We start from the raw sequence: 15282 nt of genomic DNA, 5'->3' as shown, positions 1-15282 counted from the left end.
AGGCGCCCCAGGAAGGGAGACCCTCGATGAGCCCGCACGACCAGCAGATAACCGCCCTCCTCGCCCAACTCGACCAGGCCCTCGACTCACCCGCGACCACGCACGGCCTCGCCCGAACCCTCCGGGCGACCGTCAAGGAAGTCGAACTGCACCGCCACCACCGGGCCAGCGTCGCCGCCCTGCCCGACTGCGTCCTCAAGCCCAGCCCCGCCAAGGTCCAGATCGGCGGCGGCGGACACCGCGTCGACGGCTTCTTCAACATCGACATCGTCCCGCCGGCCGACCTCCTGTGGGACATACGCGAGGGCATCCCGCTCGCCGATGCCAGCGCCGAGACGATCTTCTCCGAGCACTTCCTGGAGCACATCGACTACCCGCGCTCCGCCAAGTCCTACGCCCGCGAGGCCCACCGCGTCCTCGCGCCCGGCGGACAGCTCATCACCGGCGTCCCCGACGCCGCCTTCGTTCTGAACCAGTACCCGGCGCCACCGGACCGGGCCGCCGAGATGATCGACCGGTGGTACGCCAAGCGGCAGTGCCGAGACGACATCAACACCTACCTCGACCTCATCAACTACGTCTTCCGCGACCAGGACGACGACCCGACCTACAACCCCCACTACTGGGCGTACGACCACGAGAAGCTCACCCAGCTCTTCACCGAGGCGGGCTTCCGCACCGTCGAGCCGTGGACCTTCGACCCCACGATGGCCAACCCGAAGCGCCAGTGGGCCAGCGTCTACGTGGTCGCCACGAAGTAGCCGCGTAGCCCGCGAGCGATCCGCACGGGAGCGCACAGGACCTCTGACCGTGGTGGCCGGCAACCCGGCCACCACGGGACGGCGGGACCACTGATCAACGCCAACAGCAGGCACCTGCACGCCTACGCAGCCCCGAGCGGGAGGCACCTCATGTCTCAAGGCCATCCGTACATCAGCCACCTGACCTTGGCCGATACCCCGAACGCCGTGCCCTGGGCCCGCCGGCACTCCGCCGACATCCTGCGCCGGTGGCAGATTCCGGGCGCTGTCATCGAGACGGCCAACCTCATCGTCTCCGAGCTCACCACCAACGCGGTCCGGCATCCGGCCGACAACGAGCCGCAGAGCACCGGATACTCGAGCCTGTCCACCGTCAACACGTTCACCCTCACCCTCCAGTTGACGGGAACGGGCCTGCTCGTCCAAGTCGCAGACCACGACCCCCGGCCGCCAGTACGGCGAGAGGTGGGCGTGGAGGCCACTGGCGGACGCGGGCTGTTCCTGGTGAGCGAGATGGCCAACCGCTGGGGCTACTACTACCCCGCCACGGCGGTCGGGAAGGTCGTCTGGGCGGAACTTCTCCTTCACGCTTCCGGGCGGTCCGGTCCGGGCCGCACAGGGCAGGCCAAGAAGCATGGGCAGCCAAGCGCAGCCACGGGCCCGATCTCCGACCCGTTATTGATCGGAAGAGTGCTAGTCGGACTACGTGAGCTGTAGCTACACAGGGAAGCCTGAACGAGAGTGCCCCTGACCCGAGTGTGTGGAGCTGAGGTCGGGCAGGTTCTCAGATCGGACGGTCCCACGGCGCGTGTCGGGCGGAGGAATTCGACGGCGTGACTCAGGCGGCAGCGTGCCGAGGCGGAAGCAAGATCAACAAACGGGGTTGTCCTGGGGGAGGGCTATCGTTGGCAAGTCGTCCGCGTAGGGATCGCGACGCCCCGCCCGGGTGACCAGTAGGAACACTACGGCCTTCGGGTCGCCGCCCTTTTACCAGCAAGGACACCACCGACTGATGGCAGTGACCCAGCAGGAGATCGAGAACCGGTTGTGGGACGCCGCCGACGAGCTGCGCGTGGCGATGCCCGAAGCGCAGTACTCGTCGGTCGTCTTCCCGCTGATGTTCTGGAAGTACCTGTCGGACACCTGGGAGTACCGCCGTCAGGAGTTCCAGGCCGAGAACCAGGGCCTGGACTACTCCGCCGAAGAAGCCCACGAGATCGAGTATCGCGACTATCAGTCGTTCGACATCCCGTTCATCCACCCTGGCACCGTCCAAGAGCGTCGTGCCTCTTGGGCGTCCATCCTCGCCACCATCACCCGGCCGGGCCTCGGCCAGCGGGTCCGCGCTTCCCTGCAGGCCATCGAAACAGCCAACCCAGACAAGTTCTCCCGCATCTTCGGGGCCATGACTTGGACGGCCGAAGAGGTGCTGTCGGGGGAGGTCCTGGCGGCGGTCATGCAGGCAATGGACCGAGTCCCGAAGATGCACGAGGGCAATATGTCCTACGACGTGCTCGGCGGGGCGTACGAGTACCTGCTGAAGCGGTTCTCTGACGGGTCCGGTACCCGCGCCGGCCAGTTCTTCACCCCGCGCGAGGTCGTCGAGCTGATCGTCGAGGTCCTGGACCCCGAAAACCGCGAATCGGTGTACGACCCGACGTGTGGGTCGGGTGGCATGCTCATCGCCTCAGCGAACCTCCTGAAGGCCCGCAACAAGCGTGGCTACACGCTCAAGCTGCACGGGCAGGAGGCCGTACCGGACACTGCGGGTGTGGCACGCATGAACCTCTTCATGCACAACCTCACCGACTTCAAGGTCGAGGTTGGCGACACCCTGAAGGACCCGCGCTTCAAGAAGTCGGACGGGTCCGTCGCACAGTTCGATGTGATCGTCGCCAACCCGCCTTACAGCCTGAAGTGGAAGCCTTGGAGCAAGGACCCGCGTGCCCTTGGCGGGGTCGCCCCGCAGTGGTCGGCGGACTGGGCGTTCGTGCAACACATGATCGCCAGCATGGGCCCGAAGAAGGGGCGCGCCGGCGTCGTCTTGCCACACGGCGTTCTCTTCCGCGGCGGCCAGGAGGCAGCCATCCGCCAGCGTGTCCTGGACGACGACCTGCTCGAAGCCGTCATTGGCCTGCCTGCAAACCTCTTCTACAACACCAGCATCCCCACGGCGATCCTGGTGTTCCGTGCACCCGGCACCAAGGAGCGCCAGGGTGATGTGCTGTTCATCGATGCCTCCAAGCGGTTCACCAAGGCCAAGAATCGAAATATCCTCACCGTTGCCGACATCGCCGACGTCGTAGCCGCCTACAAGTCGAAATTCGACGCAGACGGCAACCCCGTGGACCCCGGCGGAGAAGGCGCACTTCCGGCACGATTCGTCCCCACCACGGAGATCGTGGCGAACGAGTACGACCTCAACATCGGTCGTTATATCAAGCAGGCCGCCGCTGAGCAGGAAGACCTCGGCACCCTCATCGATGCCTACAACATTGCCCGTGCTGAGCGCCAGAAGGCCGAAGAGCGCATGCTCGCCGTCCTCGCTGCCGCCGGGATCGAGGGCTTCGATGAGTGACTGGCGGCAGGTCGCGCTATCGGATGTCGTCACGCGTGTCACGACTAGGAACGTGGCCGGGGCCAACGAAAACGTCCTGACCGTCTCCGCCGAGCACGGGCTGATCGCGCAGGAGTCGTTCTTTACGAAGAAGGTCGCCAGCAAAGACACCTCGGGCTACTACGTTGTCGCACCTGGGCAGTTCGTCTACAACAAGAGCACGTCGAAGTCGGCTGCCTACGGCACAGTGGCTCGAAACCTCAGCGACGAGCCGGGCATCGTCTCCCCGTTGTACTTCGTGTTCGAGGCCAAGGATGGGGCTGCGCTTCCCGAATACCTGGGGCTTGCCCTTAACTCGGATCAGTTCTTCGGCTCGCTCGCTGGCACTCTCCGGGAGGGCGCGCGTTCCCATGGCCTGCTGAACGTCCGTCTGAAGGAGTTCTACGCCGCAACCGTCACCTTGCCGCCCGCACCCATGCAAGAGCGGATCGTCGAGGTCATCGGTGCGATAGACGACCAGATCACCGCACTCGACGCTGAGGCCGAGGCAATGCATCTGGTGTTGCGCCGACTTCGGGCTGAACTGGTCAACGACCAGGCCGCTCCGGCAGTCCGTGCTGACGAGGCGTTCGAGATCACGATGGGGCGGCAGCGGGCGCCGAAGTACGCCACAGGGCCTCACATGACGCCGTACTTGCGTTCCGCCAACGTGGGGTACGGGACCCTCGACCTGACCGACGTGTTGGAGATGAACTTCGACCCGAAGGAACGCGAGGTGTTTGGCCTGGTGCCCGGCGATGTCCTCGTGTCCGAAGGCAGCGCTAGCCATTCCGCAGTCGGTATGCCGGCGATGTGGCGTGGAGAGCTGGCGGAACCAATCTGCTTCCAGAAGACGCTCATGCGGTATCGAGCCATCGGGGGCGTCAGCGTCCCGGCGTTCGTGCACCACTGGTGCCTGTGGGCCTACGAGTCGGGCACGTTCCTCGACATTGCAGGAGGCACCAACATCAAGCACATCACTGCCATGCGTGCTGTACGGATGCCGGTGCGCCTTCCAGACGTAGTAACCCAGGAGCGGATTGCTTCGGAGCTGGACACGATGAGCGATGTCGTCGCCACCACCAGGGCCGAGGCGCACCGTCTCCGTTCGGTCCGGGCAGGGCTGCTGGCTGGGTTGTTGGATCGCACCATCGACATCGAGTCCGCCGAGTTGGAGGTCTGAGCCGTGGCGAAGGGTATTCGAGAGCGCGAGTTCCAGAACTTAATGATCCAATGGTCCCTCCCCATGGGCTGGGGCTTCACCGCAGGGCGGGCGTTGCTGCGTGAGATGACCCAGACGGTGATCGTCTCCCAACTGAGGGATGCCATCGTCAGGTTGAACCCTGGGGTAATCGGCGGGTTCGACGTGGATGGTGTGGTCGAGGAGATCGTCGCGACGGTCAATGCCGTCGAAGGCGGGCTGGTGCGGGCCAACGAGCAAGTGGTGCGCCTGCTACGCGGACACAAGGAGTTTCGAGACGCAGACGGCGTTTGGCAGGCCCTGAAGGTCATCGACTTCGGGAACCCGACCGCCAACACGCTGGTCGTGTCGGACGAGGTGACCATCACCGTCCCCGGCAAGACTTCTCGCCGGTTCGACCTCGTGTACTGGGTCAACGGCCTGCCCCTGGTCGTGGCCGAGGTGAAGTCACCGACCGCGAAGTCCGGATGGGTCGACGCCGCCAACGAGATCAACAACGTGTACGCCACCGAGTACCCCTGGTTCTTCACCCCCAACGTCTTCGCCGTCGCCTCAGACGGGCTGAAGCTGAGGTTCGGTGCTGCCGGAGCACCCACGAACCTGTGGCAGCCGTTCCGGTCCACTGACGACGACGAGAACCTGTCCGGGCAGGCCGACGTGAAACGCTCCGTCGAGCTGTTGATGAACCCGGCGACGATCTTGGACATGCTCGCCAATTTTGTCCTCTTCGACACTGCCGGGGGTGGGGCGGACATCAAGTACCTGCCCCGGTACCCACAGATGGAGGCCGCCCACCTGATCCATGAGCGGGTCCTGGCAGGTGGGTCAAAGGGCCTGGTCTGGCACCACCAGGGGTCAGGAAAGACGCTGCTGATGGTGTTTGCCGCGGCACTGCTGCTGGCCGACACGCGGACCGACTCCCCCACAATCATCCTGCTGGCGGACCGGAACTATCTCGTTCGGCATGCCGCCGGCGTGTTCACCTCTGCCATGGGGGATGCCTACTTCCACAAGCCCGCCACCAGCCAGGCGTTGCGTTCTCTGCTCGCCGATGATGTGCGTGGTGTCATCTCCACGACTGTCCACAAGTTCGCCGACGCCGGCAAGAACCTGTCGACCCGAAGCAACATCATCGTGTTGGTCGACGAGGCGCACCGCACCCAGTCCGACAAGGACAAGTCTCTGGCCGGGCAGATGCGCGCAGCGCTGCCGAACGCGAAGTTCTTCGGCATGACCGGCACCCCCGTCCGAAACCTCGCCACCGATACCTTCGCCTTGTTCGGTGAGGAGACCGACCCAGGCAGGGTGCTGCACCGCTACTCGGTGTCGCGGTCCCTGACGGACGAGGCGACGGTCCCAGTGATGTTGCACCCCCATCCGGTCGTCTTCGAGATGAACGACCAGGCGTTGCAGGCCGAGTTCGACCAGTTCGCCGACGAGTTCGACCTCGACGACCCGGACCGTGAAACCCTCTCCCGCAAGTTTGGGCGTCTCACCTCGGTATTCGCCAACCCCGACCGCATCCACACGGTTTGCCAGCATGTCGTGGACCACTACCTGGCCGGCGCCTACCGCAACGGCCTCAAGGCCCAGGTCGTCGCCTACAACCGTGAGCTGGCCGTGGCCTACATGGAGAAAATCAACGAGCTGCTGGCGGGCTTCGAGGCATCACAAGCGCTTGCCGCGGTGGGAAAGCACGACCGGATCACCGCCGAGGTGAACATCTCCGTCTCGGACGCCAAGGACGAAGTCGCGGCGATGAAGCCGTTCCAGCTCTCGGAGGCCGACGAAGAAGATCAGAAGCGACGGTTCCTCACCCCGGACGACCCCCTGTGCTTCCTGGTGGTGACCGCAAAGCTGATGACGGGATTCGACGCCCCCAACGAGGGCGTCCTCTACCTGGACAAGCCGCTGAAGGCCCACAGCCTGTTTCAGACGATCACCCGTCCGAATCGGACCTGGGTGTCCCCGACCGGGTTCGTGAAGACCTCCGGCGTGGTCGTGGACTACATCGGCCTCGGCGAGGAGGTCCAGCGGGCCGTCGTCGACCCCACGTCAAAGGGCGCCAGCAAGGGCGGCGGGTTCGTAACCAACCTAGGCGTGCTAGTCAAGGAGTTTCGCAGCACTTTCGAGCGCATCGAAGACCTCCTCGTGGCCGTGGACGGCGTAGACCTGACGGTCCACGGATACGAGTCCGTACGAGCCATCAACGTCTACCTGGATACCAATCCCGCCGCCGCCGAAGCATTCGCCAAGGACTATCGGCTACTGGCCCGCCTGTACCCGCTCGTCAACACTGACAAGCGAATCACCAAGTACCGGGACGGCTTCGGGCTGTTCGGGTCCGTCTACACAACCCTGTTCAAGAAGTCCTCCGACGAGGAGCGGAAGGAACGGCTGGGCGAGCTGGGGCCAATGGTCCTGGAGATCATCAACGCCCACGTCCACTCGTTCTCCGTGGCCGCCTCCCAGGAGGAAGCCCTCGTTCTGGACGCCCAGGGCATTGCAATCCTCAAGGAACTGCTGGCTCTTGTCCGCCCCAAGCCCGATAAGGGCGACAGCGAGGACAGGACTCCGCCGTCCGCGGCAGAGATCCTGGACCACATCAAGGCCGCCCTGGACAAGGGCGTCGAACCGGGGTCCGCGAAGTACACCGCCCTCGCGGAGCGGATAAGGCAGCTTCGGGATCGGATCATCCAGAACGCTCAGGATGCCTTGGACTTCCTGGCCGAAGCACTCCGAGTCGCCCGCGCCGTCGTTGACGCCGAGAAGCACCCGGACACGGCTGTCGTCGTGCTGGACGACGACCACGTGGGTGTCCTGTCGCGGATCATCCACGACCACGCACCGGGCGGCCTCACAGTCACTGAGAGGAATCTGGCTGAGGAGATCGACCAGGTGGTCACCCGAACCCTCGCCCGGTCGTGGGACAACGCCGACGCTCGTAATCGAGGCGTCCGCCGTGCCACCGCCGCGGTCTTCCGCCGGTACATGTTGAAGCCAGTGGGGGAGCCGTACGACTCCACCGTCGCCTACATCGAAGCCCACTACCTCGTCGACTGATGAATGCACGGGGCCTGGCAATTTGTGACGGTTACCGGGCCCCGTCGCACAGGCGAGCCCTGATCTCCAGCTTGTCCAGCCCACAGAGGGAGGTCGCCGGTAGGCCCATCTCGAAGATCGGGATGGGCCATAGCCCGTTCAGTCGCGTACCAGCTGGTTGTCGGAACGCACGTAATAGCCATCTCGCCAACTTGCAGTTGGACCTGGGAGCTTGGGCATATATTCGCGCTGGTACGTTCCGCCGACGGCAAGCATCGCAGTCACTTCAAACGGCGCCCGGTTGCCAGTTCGCCAATCCGGGCGGAGAACTTCCAGATGCTGCGGATTGCCAGCCGAATCAATGTACTGCACGTCAAGAGAGTAAGTGCAATAGTACTTCAGCGTCTTGGCATGAATGAAGATGTCGAAAGCATCGCCCGGGCTGATAGGGACAGAGTGTCCTGCAAAGTAGTCTGCCATGCCTTGTGCCAGATATGGCTGAGGATCATCGAGATTTAGGGTGGCGACTACGCTCTCCTCGCCGCCCGCACCGCAACAAGGGTAATATAGGACCTCATTTACGGGCGCCTCGCGCTGCAGGAGGACCGGCCTGATATTAACGACTCGAATTTCCGAGTCGCTGGCATTTGTGATCGTCAGCTTGTACGAGTCGCTGCCAACGGGGACGAGGTGCTGCCTGGCCGCGAAGGCGGAATAGTCGGGCTTTTCAGCGGCCGCGCCAATTTTGTTGAAGTACTCGCGCTCCTCCTCATCGGTAGGCAGGTATTTGGAGGCATCGAGCCCTCCTTCCCTCGGCATACTGAGGACCACTTTTACCCCGTTTGCCGATCCCGCCAGTTGTCCACTCCCCGGGTATGCACTGGACGACATTTGGGCAGACTGCTTGCCAGTATAGGCTGCAGGTGATCCTGATCGGGAGTTCCCCGGGCTCTTGAGCATCGTGAATGCCAAGGCTGCGGCTAGTGCGATGGACATTGCCGCCACTACGAGCCCGATCGCTGCGCTACCTGACAGACCGTTGATCTGTGTGCCGTGCCCGAGCTGGTTTACTTCCCCACCCTCAGAGACCCGGGCGGTCTGTTGCACCCCTGCATCGTTGGTAACAGGGTCCTGCCGATCGTGCGGCGGCATTATCGATCAGGCCTCTCGCTGCATCCCGTGGAACGCGTCAGTGGTTGATCTGGCTGCCGCCGGCTTGATAGACGCGAGAACCCTTTCCGCTCGCAACAGCCATCTGCTGGATCACTGCACCTCGCGCACTTCCGTTCGAACTGCCGTCTTCGCCCCTCAGTGCATCGAGCGCATCCGCGGCTTCTGGGAAGTCCCGGAGGAGGCGCCGGAACCGTCCACTCCATTGGGCCAGGAGTTCTTGCTCTGTTTCTGTGTCGCCGAGGTTCTGGGCACGCTCAAGCTCAGCCTGGGAGTCATCCAGGTCGTGAGCCACACCATCAGATTGCTCTGGACGGAAACGCTGCCAGAGTGAGATGACGCCCGAGCGGCAACGGCTCCAAGCGTCTGTGAGCATGAGGGTCACAACCGTGTTCGCGGCAGATGCGGCCAGCTGGCCCAGCTCCTCGCTCATTCGCACTCCCTAGAAGAATGACAGGCTGTGCTGATGCTAGCCAGCAGCAGCCCAGCGAGGGCCTGAAGATCGAAATGTCCAGATTGGCGTGGCGGCGAGGTGACATCCAGGCCATCGCGCCTCCGTGCCGAGCTCGGAGAGGTTGCCCTCTCGCTGACGGTTTGCCGGCAACGGTTTTCGATCCGGCCCGTACTGGCGTCAGTTGCCCAAGGCGCAGCTCACTCGCCTGGTAGCTGCGCCGGGTACACTTTCGTACAATTTCGGCGCATCGCTGCCCGACTGCGCGTGCGGCGGTAGCATAGGAACACGGCTCAGGGCCGTCCGCGCCCTGGAGAGCGGGGCGGTGCGTGCAGGTCCGGCGGGTGCAGTTGCAGAACTTCCGTGGCATCAGGCAAGGGACCGTCTCCCTCAACGGCCATTGTCTGCTGGCCGGGTCCAATAGCGCGGGCAAGTCAACCATCTGCGAAGCGCTGGATCTGGTCCTGGGGCCCGAACGGATGGCGCGGCGCCCGGTGATCGACGAGTACGACTTCTATGGCGCGCAGTACCAGGAGCACGACGGAGAGTTGCCCGAGGTCCGGATCGAGGTCGTCCTCACCGACTTGTCGGAGGTTGCCCAACGACGGTTCGGCAGTCATCTGCGTCAGTGGTCGCGCCAGGCCAACGACTTCCTCGACCTTGGCCCGAACGGCCTCGATGCGGCCGATACGGGCGAGTGGTGTCTGCCCGTGGTTTTCTGCGGCCGCTACGACCCGCAGGAGGACGACTTCGTCGGGGGGACCTTCTTCGCCCACCCCGAGAACCTGGCGGACGAGCCAACCGCCGACGACACAGCGGCACTCGGCGCCGGCCTGAAGCCGTTCACCCGCGCCGACAAGAGGCACTGCGGCTTCCTCTACCTGCGGCCCAACCGGACCGGGAATCGTGCACTCACATTCCAGCGCGGTTCATTGCTGGACACCATCGTCCGCCTGGAAGCCGAGCTGGCTGGACCGCTCTGGGAAAGCACTCTACGCACTCTGGACCAGGTCACCATCGCTGCCGCGGACTCCGGGTTCGACAAGATCCGGACCGAGATCCACGAGCGGATCAACCGGTTCGTAGCCCTGGGTGATGCTCCCGACCCGGTGGACTTCCGCGCCTCGGAGATCACCCGGGAGCATCTGCGCGAGGTCCTGCGTCTGTTCATTGCGACACAGCCCAGCACCCACTCGGTGCCGTTCAACCGACTCAGCACGGGCTCCTTGAACCTCCTGGTGTTCGCTCTGCTCACCTACATCGCCGAGCTCAAGGGCGACAAGTCAGTGATCTTCGCGATCGAGGAGCCGGAGATCGCTCTGCCGCCCCACGCCCAGCGGCGACTGGTGGACTTCGTCCTGAAGAACATGGGCCAGGTCATCGTCACCTCCCACTCGCCCTACGTCATCGAGAAGTTCGAACCTTCCCGAACAGTCGTCATCACCCGGGACGGGCAGGGCGCACTGACCAGCCGGGGCATCGCGCTTCCGCCGGACTTCAAGCCGAGCAAGTACCGCTTGTATCGCCGCCAGTTCGCCGAAGCAATCCTGGCCCGCGCGGTCTTGGTGGTCGAGGGAGCCACGGAGGCGGCGCTGTTCCCTGCCGTGTCGGACGTCCTTGAGGCTGACCCTGCGGTGCCTGACTACGTGCACATCGACCTCGCCGGTATCACCGTCTTCGACGCCCAGAGCGACGTCAACGTGCCGCTATTCGCGCCGGTTTTCGAGGCGTTGAACAAGCCGGTCTACGGCATTCACGACCAGCCGAACAAGCCGCTGACACCGGCGCTCGCTGCTAAAACGACTGACTTCACGCGCTATGAGGAACTCGCGTACAAGGGGGTCGAGAGTCTCCTGGTTGCGGAAGTTCCCGTGGATGTCCAACGGCGATTCCTCGACGCGGTCGCCCAGCGCGGCGACTATCCCAGCGGGTGTGCACGCCCGGTGGCCGGGGCTAGCGAAGAGCAGGTTAGCTCTCTGACCGCTGCCGTCCTCGCAGCCCGCAAGGGCGACGGGTACGGTGCCTTGCTCATCGCCGAGTGCAAGAGCCGCAGTGACCTGCCGGCAGTCCTGGCTGACTTCCTGCTCGCCATCGACAACGACCTCCGCTCCAGGGCCATCACCGAAGCCACGGGTGGCGAGGACGGAACGCTGGCGGGCGCGCCCGATGAGGATTGACGAGGTCAGGCAGGAGATCCTCGACTCTGCCGGCCATCTTGTCATCGTCGGCGGGCCCGGCTGCGGGAAGACGTCGATCGCGCTCCTCAAAGCCCGGAAGATACTCGACACCCTTGAAGACGAGCAGCGCGTGCTCTTCCTGAGCTTTTCGAGAGCCGCGGTTCGCCAGATCACTGACCGTATGGCCGGAGTGTTCGATCGCACCGCACGCGAACGGCTAGAGGTCAAGACCTTCCACGCCTCATTCCTTGAGATCGTCCGAAGCCACGGCCGGCTGCTTACCGGCCAGCCGTCCAGGTTCATCGCCCCCGACCGTGAGCGGCAGCTGAAAGCAGACTTCGACGGGGACTGGGATGCCGAGCGGCGCAGGCTTGCCGCCGAGGAAGGCAGGCATGTCTTCGATCTACTAGCGGGCGCGACTGCGGACCTGCTGGAGCGCAGTGCCTCCCTGAGGGCCCTCTACAGCAACATCTATCCACTGATCATCGTCGATGAGTTCCAGGACACCAACACCGATCAGTGGCGCGTGGTCAAGGCGCTGAGTGCCACCTCGACCGTGATCTGCCTCGCTGACCCCGACCAGCGGATCTTCGGCCACCTGGAGGGTGTCGAGGAGGGACGCCTCGACGAGGCGATCGAGCACCTGAAGCCGAGGCAGTTCGACCTGTCCAAGGACAACCACCGGAGTCCGGCAGGAGGGCTGCTCGACTTCGCCAATGCCGTCCTGCGCAATGTCCCACGCCCCAAGGCCGACGGCGTCTTCACCTCGACCTATAACCCGGGGTGGGGTGTCCCCGGGCCTGTGGTCGTCCACCGAGGCGTTGACGCCATGCGCAAGCACCTGACCGAACGGCTCGGCCGGACACCCACCATCGCCATCCTCGCCAGCGTCAACTCCATCCTCTGGTCCGTCTCCGAGGCCCTGTCGACGGAGCGACAGACGGATAGCGGGACGATCCCTGCCGTCGACCACGCACTCCAATGGGATCCCGAGCTGTCCGCCGCCGCAGGCTACACAGTCGCATCCATCATGGAGTGGCCCGGCCTGACGCGCACCGAGTCCGTCGTCAGTACCGCGCGGAGCATCGCCGACTTCTACCGCGAGAAGCTCGCCAACGGCACCGCTGGCGCCCGCAACAAGATCAGTACGATGGAGAACGGCTTGGCCGCCTTGGTCGAAGGCAAGCCCATCCGGTCCAAGACCGTCAATGCGCTCGTCGCGGCCTACGACGCCGGGATCTCATTTACCGGGCAGCCCGTGACCGACTGGAAGACCGCCCGCGCCCGCCTTACCGGGTCCGCCGAACTTGCCGAGGTCCTCAAGCACGCCCGGCTTCTGCGCCTGCTGAACGCCACCGACGCCCTCGCCTGGGCCCTGACCGACTCCTGGGACGGAACAGCCTCCTACAACGGTGCTGTCGCCGCCGTACGCGCAGTCCTCGGCGCGGAAGCCCTCACCGCCTCGCAGCAGCCCATCGAGCCCGTATCCCTGATGAGCATGCACCGATCAAAAGGCAAGGAGTTCGACGGAGTCGTCATCTACGAAGGCCCATATGCGGGCCGACTGCTCGACCCCACCTGGGATGCGGAACGGATCCTGGCGCAACGCCGCCTCCTCCGTGTTGCTATTACCAGGGCGCGCTCACTCGTCCTCTTCGTGCGACCCCAGGACGGCCAGGCCCTCTGCGGCACCCGTACACCCTGACCGGCGAGGGCTGCCGACCCGCCACCGATCGCGATGAAGGCACAGGTGCGCGCCCTCGAGCGCGGGCGCCTCTGCGTGAGCGGTGCGTGAGCGGACGGGGCAGCACGTGCCGGTTCGGGCGGGATCGTGGATCACCGTGAAACGCGCTGACCTGCGGGTTCGTCATCAGGTGATCGACGGTGGCAGCAGCCAGCATGATCGCCCTCCGGCTCGTAATGCGTAGGTCGCGGGTTCGAATCCCGCAGGCGGCTCTGTAGAAGCCCCAGGACTCACTCGCCGTGACCTGGGGCTTTTGCGTGTCCGGGGCGGGGTGGCGGGTGGTGCTCCGGAGCTCTGGCGCTCCGCGCCGCGACGCGGAGCCGGGGCCGTGCAGGTGGTTGCCACAAACAGTGGGCGGGATTTCGGGCTCGTGGTCGTTTAATTCTTTAGTAAACGGATGTTCAAATTCCAAGGAGAACTCTCCGGCTGGAAGCGCGTTGACGCTCGAACGGGGCGCGGGGTAGCGTTTCGACGGGCTGCTCAAGAGGTCTGCGTGACTGGCGAGCATCATCGGAGCCCCGGGTGTTCATGGTTCTTCAGGTCGGTTGAATTCGGAACAGATTGGGTGTCGGGGGCCGGCCGGGGCCAGTCGGGGCGGAAGGAGCGGTCCCCGGTGGAATGGGTCGGCAGTTCCGGGGATTTCAGGGCATTCTCATGGGATTCGCCCCCGGTCCGCCTGTCCCGATGCCGGTCGGCATCCAGGGTGCACGGCAAAAACGGGGGAAATGTGGAATATCTCGTACAGGTTTCCCGACCTTCCGGTCGGGGCGGACGGTCGAGCGCAGCGGACCCGGCCGGGGTGGCCCGGGTGGCGGCGGGCGATCTCACGGCTGTGGCCCGAGCCGGTGCCGAGGTGTGGCTGCTCTGCGTTCCGAGTCCGCCCTGCAGGGGCTGGAGAACCTCCGCGCCGGGCACGCCGATGACGTCGGCGCGCGGAGTGCGCGGGTCTCGCTGCTCATCCACCGCCGCCAGGCCGCGGAGCTGATGCGGGAGACCGGCATCGGCTCCTCTCTTCCGGTCGGAGCCGGCCCCCGATTGCGGACCTCCGCTCAAATCCAGGTCGGGCGCCTGCCTGGCTGGAATCGGTATGCGGGCGGGTCGAGCGGCTTCGGTGGGGCGGTCCCGGTGGGGCGGAGGGCCATTTACTGAAATGATCATGGGGGAACGGTGGAGGTTGACGGCGAATCCCGGTGTCTGCGAAGCTCATTGGTGGGGGATTGTGTACTCCGGCGCTGCTCAAGCCCCTTCCCTGTAAAGGGATTTGATCCGCTCATGGCGAGTCTGCAGGGCCGGTGGGGGAATTTTGCTCATGTCAACTCGTAAAGGTGTTTCACGCGTAGAGGACCTCGAAGTGGCAGATGAAATGTCGCAGGTCTTCGCCGAAATGCAGGCATTGCTCGAATATGCCGTTTCTCAGCGGCAGTTGCAGTGTGCCGCCGAAAACCGCTCACAGTTGGTGCCGGCCGCGGATCTCGGCGGCGCGGGTCGCGCGCTGCGGGAGTGCCTGGCCGCGGCGAAACAGTTGATCGGCATTCTGCTGCCGTCCGATCCCGAGTCCATCGAGCTGATCGAATCGGCGGTCCGTGACTGCGGCGGCCTGGCCGACGGGGTCCGGCTGCAGGTCCTCTGCTCGCGGGAGGTCGCCGAGCTGAAGCGGTTCGGCGAGTACAAGGACGCGTGTTCGGCGTTCGACTTCCGGGTCACCGATGCTCCCGTGCACGGGGCGGTCCTGGTCGACGGGGAGGTGGCGCTGATGCAGTCGTCGCCGGGTGACGGAGCGGGAACGGAGGCGACCCTGGTCCGCTCCCCGGCCGTGGTGCGGACGCTGAACGCGCTGTTCGCCGGCGCCTGGCGGCGGGCCACACCGCTGGTGAGCGAGCGGTTCCGCAACGGCTTCGCCAAGGAGGTGCTGCGCTGCCTCAGCGAGGGGTACACCGACGAGGCGGCCGCGCGGGAGCTGTGCGTCTCGACCCGTACCTACCGCAGGCACGTGGCGGACCTGATGGGAGCGCTTGGCGCCAACTCCCGCTTCCAGGCCGGCATCATCGCGGCCGAGTTCGGACTGCAGCCGACCGGCGTGGTCACCCGAAGGGTGCCCTGACCGACGGTGCACTGACTGACGGTGCCCGGGCCGGCGGCC

At 65.0% G+C, this 15282-nt stretch carries 10 protein-coding genes; 8 read left to right on the top strand and 2 right to left on the bottom strand.

Annotated features, from left to right (window positions below):
- Positions 1–26 precede the first annotated feature (26 nt).
- From ACFC1F_RS10760 to ACFC1F_RS10740, 5 genes are all read left to right on the top strand, one after another.
- On the top strand, positions 27–761 hold the full coding sequence (locus ACFC1F_RS10760) for a methyltransferase domain-containing protein (protein ID WP_376157136.1): 735 nt from the start codon (positions 27–29) through the stop codon (positions 759–761).
- 150 nt (positions 762–911) lie between these two features.
- Complete coding sequence (locus ACFC1F_RS10755) at positions 912–1478, top strand: ATP-binding protein (protein ID WP_376157135.1); 567 nt, start codon at positions 912–914, stop codon at positions 1476–1478.
- 295 nt (positions 1479–1773) lie between these two features.
- Positions 1774–3339 (top strand): N-6 DNA methylase, encoded by a 1566-nt coding sequence (locus ACFC1F_RS10750; protein ID WP_376157133.1) that lies wholly within the window; start codon positions 1774–1776, stop codon positions 3337–3339.
- A 52-nt stretch (positions 3340–3391) separates the two neighbouring features.
- Positions 3392–4540: a hypothetical protein gene (locus ACFC1F_RS10745; protein ID WP_376157132.1), complete on the top strand. Its 1149-nt coding sequence runs from the start codon at positions 3392–3394 to the stop codon at positions 4538–4540.
- Positions 4541–4543: 3 nt separating this feature from the next.
- Positions 4544–7621, top strand: a complete 3078-nt coding sequence (locus ACFC1F_RS10740) for a type I restriction endonuclease subunit R (protein ID WP_376157130.1) — start codon at positions 4544–4546, stop codon at positions 7619–7621.
- Positions 7622–7759: 138 nt separating this feature from the next.
- On the opposite strand, the gene ACFC1F_RS10735 is transcribed toward ACFC1F_RS10740, so the two are convergent.
- Positions 7760–8707, bottom strand: coding sequence for a hypothetical protein (locus tag ACFC1F_RS10735; RefSeq protein WP_376157128.1), 948 nt, complete (start codon positions 8705–8707; stop codon positions 7760–7762).
- Positions 8708–8789: 82 nt separating this feature from the next.
- Positions 8790–9203: a hypothetical protein gene (locus ACFC1F_RS10730; RefSeq protein ID WP_376157126.1), complete on the bottom strand. Its 414-nt coding sequence runs from the start codon at positions 9201–9203 to the stop codon at positions 8790–8792.
- Positions 9204–9565: 362 nt separating this feature from the next.
- Between ACFC1F_RS10730 and ACFC1F_RS10725 the strand changes: the two genes are divergently transcribed.
- From ACFC1F_RS10725 to ACFC1F_RS10715, 3 genes are all read left to right on the top strand, one after another.
- Positions 9566–11398, top strand: coding sequence for an ATP-dependent endonuclease (locus ACFC1F_RS10725; protein ID WP_376157124.1), 1833 nt, complete (start codon positions 9566–9568; stop codon positions 11396–11398).
- A complete protein-coding gene (locus ACFC1F_RS10720) occupies positions 11388–13103 on the top strand; it encodes a UvrD-helicase domain-containing protein (RefSeq protein ID WP_376157122.1) in 1716 nt (571 codons plus the stop codon). Before ACFC1F_RS10725 ends, ACFC1F_RS10720 begins: the two co-directional genes overlap by 11 nt.
- 1390 nt (positions 13104–14493) lie before the next feature.
- Positions 14494–15243: a LuxR C-terminal-related transcriptional regulator gene (locus ACFC1F_RS10715; protein ID WP_376157121.1), complete on the top strand. Its 750-nt coding sequence runs from the start codon at positions 14494–14496 to the stop codon at positions 15241–15243.
- Positions 15244–15282 lie beyond the last annotated feature (39 nt).

This window comes from Kitasatospora sp. NPDC056181 (assembly GCF_042266225.1).
Lineage (GTDB): Bacteria > Actinomycetota > Actinomycetes > Streptomycetales > Streptomycetaceae > Kitasatospora.
The sequence above is the reverse complement of the archived record's forward strand: the minus strand, read 5'-3'. Positions and strand labels throughout refer to the sequence as shown.

Excerpts from the sequence above, each read along its gene's own strand:
- ACFC1F_RS10760 (WP_376157136.1), top strand. The coding sequence starts at position 27 with ATGAGCCCGCACGACCAGCAGATAACCGCCCTCCTCGCCCAACTCGAC.
- ACFC1F_RS10755 (WP_376157135.1), top strand. The coding sequence starts at position 912 with ATGTCTCAAGGCCATCCGTACATCAGCCACCTGACCTTGGCCGATACC.
- ACFC1F_RS10750 (WP_376157133.1), top strand. The coding sequence starts at position 1,774 with ATGGCAGTGACCCAGCAGGAGATCGAGAACCGGTTGTGGGACGCCGCC.
- ACFC1F_RS10730 (WP_376157126.1), bottom strand. The coding sequence starts at position 9,203 with ATGAGCGAGGAGCTGGGCCAGCTGGCCGCATCTGCCGCGAACACGGTT.
- ACFC1F_RS10720 (WP_376157122.1), top strand. The coding sequence starts at position 11,388 with ATGAGGATTGACGAGGTCAGGCAGGAGATCCTCGACTCTGCCGGCCAT.